This window comes from Planotetraspora phitsanulokensis (assembly GCF_016863295.1).
GTDB lineage: Bacteria > Actinomycetota > Actinomycetes > Streptosporangiales > Streptosporangiaceae > Planotetraspora > Planotetraspora phitsanulokensis.
In genome coordinates this window covers 128,414-144,472 of sequence record NZ_BOOP01000032.1, presented here as the reverse complement: position 1 = coordinate 144,472, position 16,059 = coordinate 128,414, and the positions used below count along the sequence as shown (strand labels likewise).

The following is a 16,059-nucleotide window of genomic DNA, read 5'->3' as shown; positions in this document are numbered from 1 at the left end:
GGGGACCGGGGCCGGAGCAGCGGGGACCGGGGCCGGAGCGGCGGGGACCGGGGCCGGAGCGGCGGGGACCGGGGCCGGAGCGGCGGGGACCGCAGGGGGAACCACGGCCTCCGCGGCGGCCGACTTACGAGGACGGCGCTTGGTGGAGCTGGCCATCACCCCGTAGCCGACGAGGACCGGCTTGCGCTCCTGCTTGGGCGCCGGGCTGCCGTGGACGCCCGGCTCGACCGCGCCCTCGGCGGGCGGATTCGGCACGAGGTCCTCCGGGCCGGCCCCGGCCTCCTCCTCCTCGGTCCGCACGGAGATGATCGGCGCGCCCACGTCGACCGTCTGGCCCTCCTCCGCCATCAGAGCGGCGACGGTGCCCTCGAACGGGCAGGGCAGCTCGACGACGGCCTTCGCCGTCTCGATCTCGACGATCGTCTGGTTGATCTTGACGTGCTCGCCGGCGGCGACGTGCCACTTGACGATCTCGGCCTCGGTCAGGCCTTCACCCACATCGGGGAGCTTGAACTCACGAAGCATGAGGAACCTCCCTCTCAGTAGGTGAACGCGCGGTCGACGGCGTCCAGCACCCGGTCGAGGTCCGGCAGGTAGTACTCCTCCAGCCGGGACGGCGGGTACGGAGTGGAGAACCCTCCGACGCGCAGCACGGGCGACTCGAGGTGGTAGAAGCATTGCTCGGTGATCCGCGCCGCGAGCTCGCCGCCGAACCCGGTGAACACCGGCGCCTCGTGCACGACCACGCAGCGGCCGGTCCGGGTGACCGACTCGGCCACCACGCCCATGTCCAGCGGGTTGAGGGAGCGCAGGTCGACGACCTCGATGTCGCGGCCGTCCTCCTCGGCCGCCGCGGCGGCCTCCAGGCAGGTCTTCACCATCGGCCCGTACGCGAGGAGCGTGAGGTCGGCGCCCGGCCGGGCGATCCTGGCCCGGTCGAGGGGCAGGCCGGGGGCGGCCAGGTCGACCTCGGCCTTGTCCCAGTAGCGCCGCTTGGGCTCGAAGAAGATGATCGGGTCGTCGGACCGGATGGCTTCCTGGATCATGCTGTAGCCGTCGGCCGGGTTGGAGCAGGCGACGACGCGCAGGCCGGCGGTGTGCGTGAAGTAGGCCTCGGGGGACTCCGAGTGGTGCTCCACGGCACCGATGCCGCCGCCGCACGGGATGCGGACGACGACGGGCAGCTTGAGCGTGCCGAGCGACCGGAGCGGCATCTTGGCCAGCTGCGTGATGATCTGGTCGGCGGCGGGGAACACGAAGCCGTCGAACTGGATCTCGCAGACGGGCCGGTAGCCGCGCAGGGCCAGGCCGATGGCCGTGCCGATGATGCCCGACTCGGCGAGGGGCGTGTCGATCACGCGGTCCTCGCCGAAGTCCTTGTGCAGGCCGTCGGTCACCCGGAACACGCCGCCGAGCCTGCCGACGTCCTCACCCATCACGAGGACCTTGGGGTCGTCCTCCATCGAACGGCGCAGTCCCTCATTGAGCGCCTTGGCGAGGGTCAGTGTGGTCATCGCTCGAATCCCGCCAGGTAGGTGAGGTACTGGTCGCGCTCTTCATCGAGGAGGGCGTGCGGAGCCGCGTAGACGTGCTGGAACAGCGCCTCGGGCTCGGGATCGGGCATCTCCAGGCACCTGCGCCTGACGTCCTTGCCCAGCGCGTCGGCCTCCGCGTCGATCTTGTCGAAGAACTCCTGGTCGGCGATCTGGTTCTTGAACAGATAGGCCTTGAGGCGCTCGATCGGGTCCTTGAGCTTCCAGGCCTCCAGCTCGTCGGCGACCCGGTAGCGGGTGGGGTCGTCGGAGGTGGTGTGCGCGCCCATGCGGTAGGTGAACGCCTCGATCAGCATGGGCCCCTGCCCCTCGCGTGCGTTCTGCAGGGCCTTACGGGTGACCGCGAGGCAGGCGAACACGTCGTTGCCGTCGACCCGCACGCCGGGGAAGCCGAAGCCGGACGCCCTCTTGTAGAGGGGGATCCGCGTCTGCTTCTCCAGCGGCTCGGAGATCGCCCACTGGTTGTTCTGGCAGAAGAACACGACGGGGGCGTTGAAGACCGAGGCCCAGATGAACGACTCGTTCACGTCGCCCTGGGACGTCGCGCCGTCGCCGAAGTAGACGATCGTCGCCGCCTCCGCGCCGTCGCGCTGCATCCCCATGGCGTACCCGACGGCGTGCAGCGTCTGGGAGCCGATGACGATCGTGTAGAGGTGGAAGTTGTGCTCCGCCGGGTCCCAGCCGCCGTGGTTCACACCCCGGAACAGGCCGAGGAGGCGGACCGGGTCGACGTCGCGGCACCAGGCCACGCCGTGCTCCCGGTAGGTCGGGAACGCCATGTCGGCGTCCGTGAGCGCGCGTCCCGAGCCGATCTGCGCGGCCTCCTGTCCAAGGAGGGACGCCCAGATGCCGAGCTCGCCCTGCCGCTGGAGCGCGACCGCCTCGAGGTCGACGCGGCGGACCAGGACGAGGTCGCGGTAGAGCGAGCGGACCTCTTCGTCGGTCAGCTCGATGTCGTAGTCGGGGTGCTCGACACGCTCCCCTTCGGGGGTGAGCAGTTGGACGAGCTCCGGAGGTGCTTCAACACCACGAGGGGCGTCGGATGTCACGTGCCACTCCTGTGCGTCGTGGGCCGTTCGTGGGCGGGGTCTCCACCGCGGTCGGGCCGGATCTTCTGGCATACGGCCGCTGGGGTGGTAGGCCGCACGCGTCTGCGGACATGGTGGCAGAGTCGGTACCCGCTTGCGCAAGACCCGCCATCACCGTCCACACCCTCCCCGATTCCCGCAGCGCCGGAGCCCAACACTCCCACTACTCCTTCCGCCGCCGGACACCCGGTCGGGGGCCTCGGACCTGTCGCTAGGCTTGTCGCGAAGCGATCCCACCACCCAGCAGGAGGAACAACGTGGCGCGCGTCATCGTCGACGTCATGCTCAAGCCGGAGATCCTCGACCCGCAGGGGCAGGCGATCGCCAGAGCGCTGCCCCGTCTGGGTTTCTCGGGAGTCTCCGACGTACGGCAGGGCAAGCGGTTCGAGGTTGAAATCGACGGTCCTGCGGACGAAGCGGCCCTTTCGGACGTCCGGAAGATGGCCGAAACACTGCTCGCCAACACGGTGATCGAGGACTTCACGATCCACGTCGAGAGCTGAAGTGGGATATTTCACACTACGAAAATTAGGACAAAGTCCGTTATAGAGCACATCGTGCGAGCGTAAAGCCCTTCTTGGTAGAACCATAAATAACACGCACGTGATTTTGCGGTTAGCCCTGATTCACCAGGGAAGCCTACCTTGGTGACCTTCGACACCGGGGAGGGGTCCGGTGGATATTGAGTTCTCGCTAGCCATGCCGCGGGATGCCATAGGCATCCCCATGGTCCGTCGTGTGCTGGGGGATGCACTCCGCTCGCTGGGCGTGACCGAGGACTGCGTGTCCGACATCCTGCTGGCGACCTCCGAGGCCTGCACCAACGCGGTGCGGCACGGCGGTCCCGCGAACCGTTACGAGGTGATGGCCACCATCGGCCACGGCCGCTGTGAACTGCGCATCGTCGACTGCGGGCTGGGGCTTGAGGCGATTCCCAAGCAGTACCCCCCGAGCGACGCCGAGAACGGCCGAGGCATTCTGATCATGCGGGCCGTGGTGGACGAGATCTCCTTCGACATCACGCCCGGCCAGGGCACCACCGTCCGGCTCCGCAAGGAGCTCGACTGGGACGAGGACGCCATCGCCCACCACCTCACGCTCGCCGGGCAACTCGCCGGCGTCTGATCGTCCGGTTCCCAGCGCTCCACCGAGCGGCCGATTTGGGTCCTTCGATAACCTGAGGTGTACCGCCACCGACCGCCATCATCCGAGTAGATGGCGACTCGAGCGTGCCTGTGCCCAGTTACGGCTTGGAGGGACCACTGTCATGAGCGCTGCCCGGGTGGGCGTCGTCACCTTCCCCGGAACACTCGACGACCAGGATGCCGCGAGAGCCGTACGGCTGGCGGGCGCCGAGGCGGTGCCCCTGTGGCACGCGGAGCGTGATCTCAAGGGCGTCGACGCGGTGTTCCTTCCCGGCGGGTTCTCCTACGGCGACTACCTGCGTTGCGGGGCGATCTCACGGTTCGCCCCGCTCATGGAGGAGATCGTCCCCGCGGCCCGTGCGGGCCTGCCCGTGCTCGGCACGTGCAACGGCTTCCAGATCCTGTGCGAGGCGCACCTGCTGCCGGGCGCGCTGACCCGCAACCAGGGGCTCCACTACATCTGCCGCGACCAGCGCATCCGGGTCGAGAGCGCGGACACGGCCTGGACGGCCGAGTTCGAGCGCGGCCAGGAGATCGTGCTGCCGATCAAGCACGGCGAGGGCCGGTATGTCGCCGACGCCGAGACGCTCGAGACCCTGGAGAGCGAGGGCCGGGTCGTGTTCCGCTACATGGGCGGCAACCCGAACGGGTCGCTCAACGACATCGCCGGGATCACCAGCGAGGCCGGCAATGTCGTCGGCCTGATGCCCCATCCCGAGCACGCCGTGGAAGACCTCACCGGCGCGCCGAGCGTCGACGGGCGGGGTTTCTTCACCTCCATCCTCAAGAAGCTGGTGAACGCATGACCCTCGACAGCGTCAAGCTCGCCCTCGAGACCCCCGACGAGCGGCAGCCGTACGCAGAGCTGGGGATGAAGGACGACGAGTACCAGCGGGTCCGCGAGATCCTCGGCCGTCGCCCCACCAGCTCGGAGCTGGCGATCTACTCGGTCATGTGGAGCGAGCACTGCTCCTACAAGTCGTCCAAGGTCCATCTGCGGCAGTTCGGGACCAAGGCGCCCAAGTCCGAAGCCCTGCTCGTCGGCATGGGCGAGAACGCCGGAGTCGTCGACATCGGCGACGGCTGGGCCGCCACCTTCAAGATCGAGTCGCACAATCACCCGTCGTACGTCGAGCCGCACCAGGGTGCGGCCACGGGGGTCGGCGGCATCGTCCGCGACATCATGTCGATGGGCGCCCGCCCGATCGCGGTGATGGACGCGCTGCGGTTCGGCGGCGCCACCCAGCCGGACACCCGGCGCGTGCTGCCCGGCGTCGTCGAGGGCATCGGCCACTACGGCAACTGCCTGGGCCTGCCCAACATCGGCGGCGAGGTCGCGTTCGACCCCTGTTACATCGGCAACCCGCTGGTCAACGCGCTGTGCGTCGGCCTGCTCCGCAAGGACCAGATCAAGCTGGCCACCGCCCCCGGGCCGGGCAACAAGGTCGTGCTCTTCGGCGCGCGGACCGGCGCCGACGGCATCGGCGGGGCCTCGGTGCTCGCGTCGGCGACCTTCGAGGACGAGTCGCAGGCCAAGCGGCCCGCCGTCCAGGTCGGCGACCCGTTCATGGAGAAGCTGCTCATCGAGTGCTGCCTGGAGCTCTACCAGGCCGACGTGGTGGTCGGCATCCAGGACCTCGGCGCGGCAGGCGTCTCCTGCGCCACGACCGAGCTCGCGGCCAAGGGCACGGGCGGCATGCATGTCGACCTCAACCTCGTCCCGCTGCGCGACCCGACGCTGCGGCCCGAGGAGATCCTCATGAGCGAGTCGCAGGAGCGGATGATGGCCGTCGTCACGCCCGGCGACATCGCGGCCTTCATGGCGATCTGCGAGAAGTGGGACGTCCCCGCGACCGTGATCGGCGAGGTGACCGACACCGGCAGGCTCGTCATGACATGGGACGGCGAGACGATCGTCGACATCCCGCCGGGCACGGCGGCCGACGACGGCCCGGTGTACGAGCGGCCCTTCCACGAGCCCGCCGGCCAGGCCGCCCTCAACGGCGACGGCCCCGAGCGCCTCCCGCGGCCCTCGGACCTCCGGGAGACCCTCCTCACCCTGCTCGGCTCCCCCAACCTGGCCTCCAAGGAATGGGTGACCTCCCAGTACGACCGGTACGTCCGGGGCAACACCGTTCTGGCCCAGCCCGCGGACGCCGGGATGGTGCGGATCTCCGAGGTCATGCCGGGGGCCGAGGAGACCACCCGGGGCATCGCGCTCTCGACGGACGGCAACGGCCGCTACGCCAAGCTCGACCCGTACGCGGGCGCCCAGCTCGCGCTCGCCGAGGCCTACCGGAACGTGGCCGTGACGGGTGCGACGCCGCTGGCGGTGACCAACTGCCTCAACTTCGGCTCGCCGGAGGACCCCGAGGTCATGTGGCAGTTCGCGGAGGCCACGCGTGGTCTCGCGGACGCGTGCCAGATCCTGGGCGTCCCCGTGACCGGCGGCAACGTGTCGTTCTACAACCAGACCGGCTCCGCCGCGATCCACCCCACGCCGGTCGTCGGCGTGCTCGGCGTGATCGACGACGTCGCCAGGCGGATCAGGTCGGGCTTCACGGCCCCCGGGCTGCGGGTCGCGCTGCTGGGCGAGACCCACGAGGAGTTCGGCGGGTCGGAGTGGGCGCACGTCGTCCACGACCACCTCGGGGGTCTCCCCCCGCAGGCGGACCTCGCCGCCGAGCGCGGGCTGGCGGCCGTGCTGGCGGCCGCGGCGGCCGAGGGCCTGATCGAGGGGTCCCACGACCTGTCCGACGGCGGCCTGGGGATCGCCCTGGCCGAGTCGTGCATCGCCCAGGGGGTCGGCGCGTCGGTGAGCCTGCCGATCGAGGACGCCTTCGTCGGCCTGTTCAGCGAGACGGCCGCGCGGGCGCTCGTGTGCGTCCGGCCCGAGGCGTTCGAGGCGCTGGCCGAGCTCTGCGGCCGCTTCGACGTGCCCTGCTACGGCCTGGGCACCACGGGCGGAACGTCGCTGGTCGTCGAGGACGTCTTGGACGTCCCCGTCGCCGAGCTCCGCGAGGCCCATGAGGGAGCGCTTCCGGCGATCTTCGGCTGACCTGCCGCACCGGCTGATCTTCCGTACGCAAAGGGCCCTTCCGGAGAAATCCGGAAGGGCCCTTCGTCATGTGATCACTAGAGGCCGATCGCGACGCAGGTCGCGGTCGCCTTCTTGCTGGGGTCGCTCTCGGACGTCGCAGTCAGCTTGACGGTGGCCAGGTGGCTGCCGCCGGCGGCCCGCTGCGCGGCGACCGCGACCGACTCGTGGTCGCCGAACTTGACGGTGGCGAGCGCGTTGGGCGTGGTGACGGACCAGCCCTTGCCCTCGACCTCCGCCTTCAGCCGGTAGACGTCGCTGCCGACGTAGGCGCTCACGTCCTCGGGCTGCCCCTGGACCGGAGCGGCCTTGCCGGTGTTGAACAGCGGGAAGCTGCAGGTCGACACGCCGTTCTTGCCGGGCGCACCCCCCGCCGGGAGCAGCTTGACGCCGCGCTTCTGCGGTCCCGCGCCGTCGAGGGAGCGGATCGCGACGGTGTAGGAAAGGATGCCCTTCTTGTCACGCTTCACATCGGTGACGTAGAAGTGCAGCCGGTTGACCTCGTCGGTGTACTCGTACTCGCTGCCGGAGTTCGTGCCCGCGTGGAAGAGGGCGTCGGCGAGCTGGCGGTAGTCGCCGATGGTGATCGGCACCTCGGTGCCGTCCGGCAGGACGTAGTCGGTCATCCCGATGTCCTGCGGGTTGGCGTCGATCACCCACTCGAACGGGGCGCTGTCGGTGTTCTTGGTCTTGGCCAGGAGCACGCCCGCGTCGGAGGTGAAGGAGTCGGTGCCCATCCGGTCGACGACCTCGACCGTGTAGTTGTTGTAGTTGCCGCCGTCGCACAGCGGATCGGTCTGCGTGGAGCAGGAGCCGGTCGACTTGTCGCCGCCGTCGAGCACGATGTTGACGCCCGACAGCTCGCTCTTGCCGGGCTGGACCTCCCTGGCCGTCACGTTCGCGACGACGACACCGGACTGGGCGAGCGCGTCACGCGACAGGCGCAAGACGTTCTGCTCGTCCACCATGCTCAGTTTGATCTTGTTGCGCAGCATGTGCTGGGCGCCCATGGACGCTCCCGCCGTCGGCGGGATCAGCCAGCGGCTGTGCGGGCCGCCCGGGCCGTTGAAGCTGCCGCGGCTGAGCATCTCCCAGATGCCGGTGTAGGCGCGGCGGGCCGGCGTGCCGTATGGGTTGTTGTAGTTGTCGCCGACACCCATGATGTGGCTGAACTCGTGGGCGTAGGTCCCCATGCCCGAGCTCTCGGCCTGGACCGAGTCGACGCCGAAGCGGGCGTTCGGCCAGAACGTCGAGCCCGCGGCCCAGGAGGTCCAGTCGACGTAGCGGGTGGTCGACCAGTTCGGCAGGGCCGGGTCCGGCGGGCCGAACTCGTCGGTGACGTCCTCCTTGGTGGGGAACTTCATCATCCCGAACTCCTGCCAGGTGGACGACTCGTCCTGGCCGGCGGTCACGTAGAAGACGAAGTCGTACTGCGCGGCCACCTCGGGGCCGACGGAGGCGACCCAGGCGGCGTTGCCGTCCGTCCGCAGGTTCCGGTTGCAGGTGTCACCGGCAGGGCAGGCGTTGCGCTGGTATTCCAGGCCGTACTCGTAGGACTTGCCCGGCATGGTGTACGGGCCGAACCCCGTGAGGTCCACACCGTAGCGGCCGCCGGAGTCCTCCATCCAGTACTCGTGGAGGGTGTGGCCCTTGTTGAGCTTGCCGGGGGTGTTGAGGAAGTCCTGGTAGAACTTCGCGACCTGGTCCCGGGGGACGTCGTGGGCCTCGGCGCTGGGGTTGCCGAAGACCGACGTGCCCTGGGGCTGGGTCACCACGAACGGCTGGTTGGAGTAGTCGAGCAGCACCAGCGCGCCCTTGAACGTGCGGGTCGACCCCTTGACGCTCGGGTCGGACCAGTCGGTGCCCGGGACCTTCTTGTAGTCCGCCCACGTCATGTGGTCGGGGTTCTTCCAGTTCTGCGGGTCGATGGGCTTGACCGCGGGAGCCGACGAGCTGAGCGTGCGCAGGGTCTGCGACGCGTCCGGTTCGTCACGCTGCCAGGGCTGGGTCTGCGGCCACTGGTTCAGCCGCCAGGGGTACTCGGGATCATCGATGGGGGCTGCGGATGCGGGGATCGCCGCCAAGGCCGCGGGCGCGGCCACGGCGGCCGCCAGCAGGACCTTGAGCAGCTTGGGGAGGGCATTCACGATTCGGACGGTATATACGGCCTTGACCTAAATCATCGTTCAGTTGTAGAGAAGATCGAATGACGGTTCTCCGACAACCGTAGAAACGTACAGATAGGAGGCCGGTGGCGGATCTTCAGCGCATCGTCGACAATCTCGCCGCGCGCCTCGGCAGACCCCTGCTGCTCGAGGACGGCCAGCAGAACGTGGTCGCCTACTCCGAGCAGGACGGGCAACTCGACGACATCCGCCGGGACTCCATTCTGCGCCGCCACACCACGCCCGAGGTCCGCGCCTTCCTCCAAGCCGCAGGGATCAAAGACACGGCGGGTCCGCTGCGCACCCCCGGCGCCGCCGACCTCGGACTGCTCCCCCGGGTGTGCGTCCCCGTCCGGCACGACGGCCGGCTGCTCGGATTCCTCTGGTTCATCGACGTGGCCCCCGCCATGGCCGAGGCCGAGGTCGGCGTGGCGGCCGAGGCCGTCCCCGCCCTGGCGCTCGCGCTCTTCCACGAGAGCCTGGCGTCCGCGCTGACCTCGCACAGGGAACTCGAGGCCATCACCGGCGTCCTGCTCGGAGAGGACGGCGCCGCCCGGGCGCTGATCGAGGCCGGGGCCTTCCCCCAGACCGTGCCCGTCACGGTGACGGTCGCCAAACCCGCGGCGGCGGAGACCGACGAGGCGCTGCGGCTGACGCTCGAACGCGGGCTGCTCGCCCTGCGGCGGCGACTGGCAGGGCACCAGCCCCTGCATCTCGTGCGCTACGACCACGCCGTGCTGCTCACCGCGGGCACGGCGACGTTCGCCGAGGAGATTCACGCCGCGATGGACACGCCGGTCCTGGTCGGCATCGGCCGGTCGCGTCCGTCCCTCGCCGGGGCCGCCGAGTCGTACACGGAGGCCCTGCACGCGGCGGAGGTCGCGACCAAGGTGCCCGAACTCGGGCGGTCGGTGGAATGGGCCAGGCTCGGCGTCTACCGGATGCTCACCCGCGTCCCCCCGGACGACCTGCACCCCGGCCTGGAACGACTGCTCGGCGACGACCAGCACCTGCCCCTGCTCGAGACGCTGGAGATCTACCTCGACCTGGCGGGCAGCGCGCTGGAGGCCTCACGCCGGTTGCGGCTGCACCGCACCTCCCTCTACTACCGGCTGCAGCGGGTCGAGGCCCTGGCCGAGACCGACCTGACGGACGGCGGGGAGCGGCTGAGCCTGCACCTCAGCCTGAAGCTGGCCCGGCTCTCCGGGCGCTACCGCCCGCGGGCGCAGACGTTCCCATAAGGTCGGCACATCGGGATAATCAGGCGCAGGTGAGCGACCGTGGAGGACACCGTTGCGGCCCGACGACACGCCCACTGCCACAACCACTGCCACGACTCTCCGTGGGACGGCACGGCGCACGGCGGCGCGCGAGCCCTACCTCCCGTCGGCGACGCAGCCGATCCGTGCCGTGGTCTGGGCCATCCACCTGGTCCTCCCGCTGCTCGGCCTGTGGCTGCTCCTGGCCCAGCCCGCACTCGACGTCGAATGGCATGACAACCCCAGCCACTTCGCGCTCATCCTGGTCGTGGCGGGCGTCAACGTGGTCCTCGGCGGCCTGGTCGCCCGCGCGTCGGCACGGCGGGGCGACGCGCGACTGCTCCTGGTCTCCCTGGTCTTCCTCAGCAGCGCGGGCTTCTTCCTCCTGCACGGGCTGACAACGCCGGGGATCTTCGTCGGGCTCACGCTCGGCTTCGAACTGGCCCAGCCCGTCGGGCTGACGATCGCGTCCGCCTTCGCCTTCGCGTCCGCGCTGCCGCTGGGGGCGGGCGCCGCGAGAGCCGTCCTGCGGGCCCGAGCCGTGCTGTGGGCGGGCCTGGCGGCCGCGCTGGCGGCCTTCGGGGTCGCATGCCTGGCACCCGGTCTCACGCCGCTGAGCGGGCCGCTGCCGCCCCACGGAGCGGGACTGGGGCCGTTCGCCCTCGTCGGCGTCGGGCTCTACGCGGCGTCGGCCCTCATGATGTTCCGGCTGCACCGCCGACGGCCGGCGGCGGTGCTGATCAGCCTCATCACGGCGTACGCCCTGCTGGCCGAGGCGATGGTCGCCGGGATGTCCCACCGCCTGTGGCACCTGTCGTGGTGGGAGTGGCACCTGCTGCTGACCTTCGCCTTCCTCTTCGTCGCGTACAGCGCCTACCTCCAGTTCCGCCGCGAGGGCGCGGCAGGGGGCCTGTTCGACGCGGTGGCGCTATCCGCGACCGCGCGCCGCGTGCAGGCCCAGTACGAGGAGGCGCTGGAGGAACTCGTCGGGCACCTGCGCCGCAGGACCGAGTCGGGCGTCCCCGTCGCCACCCGGCTCGCGGGACGGTTCCGGCTGACCGAGGGCCAGGCGGCGGTGCTCGACCGGGCGGGGGCCGCCCTGGCCGCGGAGCGCGACCTGTCGGAACGGCTCGGCGCGCTGGCCGACGTGGGCCGCCAGACCCGTGTCGGGCTTCCGGAGCCCGAACTGCTCGCCGGCGTGCTCGACCGGGTACGGCAGGCCTACGGCGACGTCCGGCTGAGTCTCATGCGGGACGGCCGCCTCACCCCCTACGGGGAAGGCCCGCCCGAATCCCCGCACACCGCCCTGGCCCTCGCCGAGGGGCGGGTGGTCCTGCAGGACGGGCGGGCGATCCATCCGGTGACCGTCAAGGGCAGGCTCGCGGGAGCCCTGTCCGTCCCCGCCGGGACGACGGCCCAGGACGAGGCGCTGGCGGCCGCCCTGGCCGGTCAGGTGTCCATCTCCCTGGAGAACGCTCGGCTCTACCGCGAGTCGAACACCCTGTTCCGTCAGTACATGTCGCCCGACGTGGCGGAGTCGCTGCTGGCCGACCCCGGCCAGGCCGCCCTCGGCGGCAGCCTCGTCGAGGTGACGGCCCTGTTCGCCGACCTGCGCGGGTTCACGTCCTTCTCCGAGCGCGTCTCCCCCGGCGAGATCGTCGAGATGCTCAACCGCTACCACTCCGCGGCGGTGCCGTGCGTGCTCGGCAACGGCGGCACGATCGTGCAGTTCGTCGGCGACGCGCTGCTCGCCCTGTTCAACGCCCCGGCGCGTCAGGAGGACCACGCGGCGAAGGCCGTACGAGCGGCCCTGGAGATGCAGGACGCGGCCGCCGAGGTGTCACGGCAGGTGGTGTCCGAGCAGGCGGCGGGGCGCATCCCTGCGGTGGAGTGGCCGACGTTCCGCGTCGGCGTGAACACGGGCACGGCCCTCGTCGGCAACATCGGCAGCCCGGAGTTCCGCGGGTTCAACGCGATGGGCGACGCGGTCAACGTCGCGGCCAGGCTCCAGGCGCTGGCGGAGCCGGGAACGGTGGTGATCGGTCAGGCCACCCGCGACCTGATCGGACCGGCCCGGGTCGTGCCGCTCGGCGATCTGTCGCTGAAGGGGAAGGCCAGGACCGTCCGCGCCTACCACCTGGTCGCGCTCGAAGGGAGCAACGGGTGATCAGTCCAGAGCCGGGAGAGTTCCTCGACCTGCTGACCGCCGAGGAGATCGACGACCTGCGCGCGGCCGGGCGTCCCCGCCAGTGGGAGCGCGGGACCACCGTGATGAACGAGGGGGAGACCGCCGACTGGGTCCTCGTGCTCACCTCCGGCCGGGTCAAGGTGTCGTCGCACACCGAGGGCGGAACCGAGGTCGTCCTGGCCATCCGCGGCCCGGGAGCGCTCCTGGGCGACATGTCGGCGCTCGACGGTCATCCGCGGTCGGGGACGGTGACGGCCCTGGAGCCCGTCGAGGGGATCGTGGTCCGCGACTTCCCCGACTTCCTGCGTCGGCACGGCCGCGTGGCCGTGCTGCTCATGCGGCTCATCGTGGGGCGGCTGCGGGACGCCGACCGCAAGCGGGTCGAGTACGGGGCCTACGACACCACGGGCCGGGTGGCGACGCGGCTCGTCGAGCTCGCCGAGCGGTACGGCGAGCCGGTCGACGGAGGGGTCCGGGTGGCCCTGCCGCTCTCGCAGGACGAGCTGGCCGGCTGGACCGGAGCCTCCCGCGAGGCGGTCAGCAAGGCGCTGCGGACGCTCAGGGACCGCGGGCTGATCGAGACCGGCCGCCTCCGGGTGGTCGTCCACGACCTCGACGAGCTACGGAGGCACGCCCGCTAGATCTTGATTCCGCCAGGTCAGGAGGCATCCTCGATGGTGATCCCCATCGCGCCGGCCAGGCTGTGGACGAGACCCCACGCGTCCTGACTCCTGATGACCGCTCCCCTGAGGCTCGTGACGCCGGCGATGCCCGCCAGCGTGCAGTCCGCGAACCTCGTGCCCTCCATCTTGGCGTTGGAGAACTGCGCACCCGTCAGGTCGCACCGCTCGAACCTGGCCCCGCGCAGGTCCGCGTCCTGGAAGTTCGCCTCCGTGAGCGTGCACTCGCGGAAGACGACGGTCCGGAACGCCGAGAACCTGAATCCCGTCAGGTCGGCGCGGCAGGCGTCGAAGACCACGTCGTGGAAGGCGCACTCCGACCAGGCCGCGCCCGTCAGCCTGCCGGCCGACACCACCGCGCGATGGACGGACGCGCTGCGGACCCTCATGTTCGACAGGTCGCAACGCCCCAGCTCCACGTCGGTGAACTCGGCCCGGTGCATCTCGGTGCCCGCGAAGGCCGTGTCCACGAGGCTGCAGCCCTCGAACTCGGGCGTTCGCACGCGCCGCGACGACAGGTCGAGGCTCTTGAAGAGCATCGCGCGATAGCTCCCGTCGTTCTCGAGGTCGTGCTCGGGGAGCCGGGCGGGTGTGAGGGAGGCGGGCACCTTCGGAGCCGCAGGCTCCTTCTGCCGCCGCCTCGCGGTCGGGGTGGGCATGCGGCCGGAGGCTGGCAGGCGCGTCCGCGCCTGTCAAGCGACGGGCCCTGGTGATCAGCAGTGCAGAATCGACGACATGGCCGTCGTCCCCCCGCAGCCGGGCTCACCCGAGTACGTCCGCGCCCTGCGCTACGCCTGGCGGGTCTGCTCGGTCGCCGGCCTCGGTCTCGTGCTCATCGGCGTGAGCTCCAGCACGCTCAACGTCGCGCTTCCCGAGGTCGTGAGGAACTTCGACGCCGGGCCCGTCGCGTCGAGCTGGATCCTGCTGGCGAACCTGCTGGCCAGCACGTCCACGCTGGTGCTCTTCGGCAGGGTGGCCGACCTGCTGGGCAGGCGGGAGGTCTACCTCCTCGGGTTCGCCCTGTACACGGGCGCGTCCCTGCTCGCCGGGTTCGCCCCCGACGTGGCGGTGCTCATCGCCATGCGCGCCGTCCAGGGACTGGGCGCGGCGATGATCCTCGCCAACGGGACGGTCATCGTCACCGACGCCTTCCCGCCCGATCGGTTGAGCCAGGGGATGGGCGTCTACATCGGGACGTTGTCGGTGGCCCAGCTCATGGGACCGACCCTGGGCGGCCTGATCGCGGACACGCTGGGCTGGCGCTGGATCTTCTGGGTCAACGTCCCGCCGGGGGTGGCCGCGCTCGTCTGGGGCCTGATCATCCTCAGGAAGGTCCCCCGGGGCCGCCGGGAGCCGGTGGACGTGCTCGGAAACCTGATCGTGTTCACCGCGCTCTCGGCGGCGCTGATCGCGATCAGCCAGGGCGCCCTGCTGCCCGGCCTGCTCGCCGCGGCGCTCGTCCCCCTGCTCGTGTTAGTCGAGCGGCGGGCGCGCCATCCGGTGCTCGACCTGACGCTGCTGGGCGGGCGGATGCTCGCCTTCGCCAACCTCGCCTCGCTCTGCAACGCCCTGGCACGGGCGTCCCTGATCCTGCTGGCCGGTCTGTACTTCCAGGCCGCGCGCGGCGTGGACGCCCTGACCGCCGGGCTCGGCGTGCTGCCCGTCCCGATCGGGATGACCCTGGCCTCTCCCATCGCGGGCGCGCTCGGCCGCAGGACGAACCCCGCCGTGCTCGCGATCGGCGGAGCCGCGGCCTCCGCCGCCGGCCTTCTCGTCCTGGCCCTGTCCGCAGGTGCGGCCACGCCGTACTGGGTGATCGGGATCGGGCTCTTCGTCGCCGGGTGCGGCAGCGGGACCTTCCTGACGGGCAACACCACCCAGGTGATGAGCGCGCTGCCTCCCGGAAGCCTCGGAGTCGTCAACGGCTTCCGGCTCATGATCATGAACGTCGGCGTCGTGCTCAGCGTGGCCACGACGCTCAGCGTGCTCTCCGCCTCCGTCGCCCCGGAGTTGCGCCGTCAGGTGTACGCGGGGACCCTCTCCCGGGTGTCCCCCGTGGCACTCCAGCAGCTCATGGCGGGGTTCCAGCGGACCTATCTGGTGTTGCTGGGGGTCGCCGCGCTCGGCGTCCTCTGCGCGGCCATCGCCTCGATGCCCGAGAGCAGGAGATCGACCCCGAACGCGTAGTAGTGCTCGACGTCCGGCTCGGCCTCGAAGCTCTTGCCGAACGCGACCATGTGCGGGTAGCGGTCCGACGGCAGCGACTCCAGTGAGAGCCGCTTCTGCCTGCGCCATTCCACGGCCTCGCTCGCCGTCAGCGACCGCGGGCATCCGGGCTCGTCCCCCACCAGCGCGAGGACTCCGTGGAGCAGGTGGGAGGAGATCAGGTAACCCTCCTCCAGGGTGAACCCGGCCTGTGCGAGCAGGCCGAGGGCGGTCTCGGTGGCGACCGTGAAGCTGCTCACGTGCTCCTTGTCGATCCCCGGGAACACGCCGACCATCGACGGATGCCTGCGCAGGACGCGGACGAGCGCCTCGACCATCGCGCGCAGCCGGGCGCTCCACGAGGCGCCGGGATCGAACGCCGGGGTCACCTCGGCGAGGACGTGGTCGGCGACTCCGTGGAGCAGCAGTTCCTTGTTCTTGAAATGCCAGTAGAGCGCCATCGGTGAGACACCCAGCTCATGCGCGAGACGCCTGATCGTGACGGCTTCGAGGCCCTCGGCGTCGGCGAGCTCGAGCGCCTTCTCGATCACGGTCAGTCGGGTCAGTTTCTCCGGTGCCATCGGCCGTTCCGTCCTCTTCCTCGCGGCGCTTGACAACTATACGCCGTACAAGGTCTCCTATGCACTGTACATGTACGCCGTACAGGTACTACGTATAA

14 protein-coding genes are annotated in these 16,059 nt (G+C 70.5%); 8 read left to right on the top strand and 6 right to left on the bottom strand.

Features of this window, described 5'->3' with window-relative positions:
* The 3 genes from Pph01_RS32010 to pdhA all read right to left on the bottom strand — a co-directional run.
* Nucleotides 1–525 (bottom strand): biotin/lipoyl-containing protein (locus Pph01_RS32010; protein WP_308441933.1); only part of this gene is annotated, 525 nt, incomplete at its 3' end.
* Between the two features lie 14 nt (nt 526–539).
* Nucleotides 540–1,514: an alpha-ketoacid dehydrogenase subunit beta gene (locus tag Pph01_RS32005; protein WP_204076912.1), complete on the bottom strand. Its 975-nt coding sequence runs from the start codon at nt 1,512–1,514 to the stop codon at nt 540–542.
* Entirely contained in the window at nt 1,511–2,602 is a 1,092-nt protein-coding gene (pdhA, locus tag Pph01_RS32000) for a pyruvate dehydrogenase (acetyl-transferring) E1 component subunit alpha (protein WP_239117167.1), read from the bottom strand. The genes Pph01_RS32005 and pdhA overlap by 4 nt, the downstream gene beginning before the upstream one ends.
* 296 nt (nt 2,603–2,898) lie before the next feature.
* On the opposite strand from pdhA, the gene purS reads away from it, so the two are divergent.
* The 4 genes from purS (at nt 2,899) to purL (ending at nt 6,844) form a co-directional block, all read left to right on the top strand.
* Nucleotides 2,899–3,144: a phosphoribosylformylglycinamidine synthase subunit PurS gene (gene purS / locus Pph01_RS31995; RefSeq protein ID WP_204076910.1), complete on the top strand. Its 246-nt coding sequence runs from the start codon at nt 2,899–2,901 to the stop codon at nt 3,142–3,144.
* Between the two features lie 196 nt (nt 3,145–3,340).
* On the top strand, nt 3,341–3,766 hold the full coding sequence (locus Pph01_RS31990; protein WP_308441934.1) for an ATP-binding protein: 426 nt from the start codon (nt 3,341–3,343) through the stop codon (nt 3,764–3,766).
* Nucleotides 3,767–3,908: 142 nt separating this feature from the next.
* Complete coding sequence (purQ, locus tag Pph01_RS31985; RefSeq protein WP_204076908.1) at nt 3,909–4,592, top strand: phosphoribosylformylglycinamidine synthase subunit PurQ; 684 nt, start codon at nt 3,909–3,911, stop codon at nt 4,590–4,592.
* Nucleotides 4,589–6,844 (top strand): phosphoribosylformylglycinamidine synthase subunit PurL, encoded by a 2,256-nt coding sequence (gene purL, locus Pph01_RS31980; RefSeq protein ID WP_204076907.1) that lies wholly within the window; start codon nt 4,589–4,591, stop codon nt 6,842–6,844. The genes purQ and purL overlap by 4 nt, the downstream gene beginning before the upstream one ends.
* 77 nt (nt 6,845–6,921) lie before the next feature.
* On the opposite strand, the gene Pph01_RS31975 is transcribed toward purL, so the two are convergent.
* Complete coding sequence (locus tag Pph01_RS31975) at nt 6,922–9,030, bottom strand: M6 family metalloprotease domain-containing protein (RefSeq protein WP_239117166.1); 2,109 nt, start codon at nt 9,028–9,030, stop codon at nt 6,922–6,924.
* Nucleotides 9,031–9,134: 104 nt separating this feature from the next.
* Between Pph01_RS31975 and Pph01_RS31970 the strand changes: the two genes are divergently transcribed.
* The 3 genes from Pph01_RS31970 (at nt 9,135) to Pph01_RS31960 (ending at nt 13,136) form a co-directional block, all read left to right on the top strand.
* Nucleotides 9,135–10,289, top strand: a complete 1,155-nt coding sequence (locus Pph01_RS31970) for a PucR family transcriptional regulator (protein ID WP_204076906.1) — start codon at nt 9,135–9,137, stop codon at nt 10,287–10,289.
* A 169-nt stretch (nt 10,290–10,458) separates the two neighbouring features.
* On the top strand, nt 10,459–12,474 hold the full coding sequence (locus Pph01_RS31965) for an adenylate/guanylate cyclase domain-containing protein (RefSeq protein WP_239117165.1): 2,016 nt from the start codon (nt 10,459–10,461) through the stop codon (nt 12,472–12,474).
* Nucleotides 12,471–13,136, top strand: a complete 666-nt coding sequence (locus Pph01_RS31960) for a Crp/Fnr family transcriptional regulator (RefSeq protein ID WP_308441932.1) — start codon at nt 12,471–12,473, stop codon at nt 13,134–13,136. The genes Pph01_RS31965 and Pph01_RS31960 overlap by 4 nt, the downstream gene beginning before the upstream one ends.
* 17 nt (nt 13,137–13,153) lie before the next feature.
* Here the strand turns inward: Pph01_RS31960 and Pph01_RS31955 are convergent, their stop codons facing one another.
* Nucleotides 13,154–13,834, bottom strand: coding sequence for a pentapeptide repeat-containing protein (locus Pph01_RS31955; protein ID WP_204076904.1), 681 nt, complete (start codon nt 13,832–13,834; stop codon nt 13,154–13,156).
* Nucleotides 13,835–13,910: 76 nt separating this feature from the next.
* Between Pph01_RS31955 and Pph01_RS31950 the strand changes: the two genes are divergently transcribed.
* On the top strand, nt 13,911–15,362 hold the full coding sequence (locus tag Pph01_RS31950; RefSeq protein WP_204076903.1) for an MFS transporter: 1,452 nt from the start codon (nt 13,911–13,913) through the stop codon (nt 15,360–15,362).
* On the opposite strand, the gene Pph01_RS31945 is transcribed toward Pph01_RS31950, so the two are convergent.
* The gene (locus Pph01_RS31945; protein ID WP_204076902.1) at nt 15,269–15,961 is read right to left on the bottom strand and encodes a TetR family transcriptional regulator; all 693 of its coding nucleotides are present in this window, start codon (nt 15,959–15,961) and stop codon (nt 15,269–15,271) included. The genes Pph01_RS31950 and Pph01_RS31945 overlap by 94 nt on opposite strands.
* Nucleotides 15,962–16,059 lie beyond the last annotated feature (98 nt).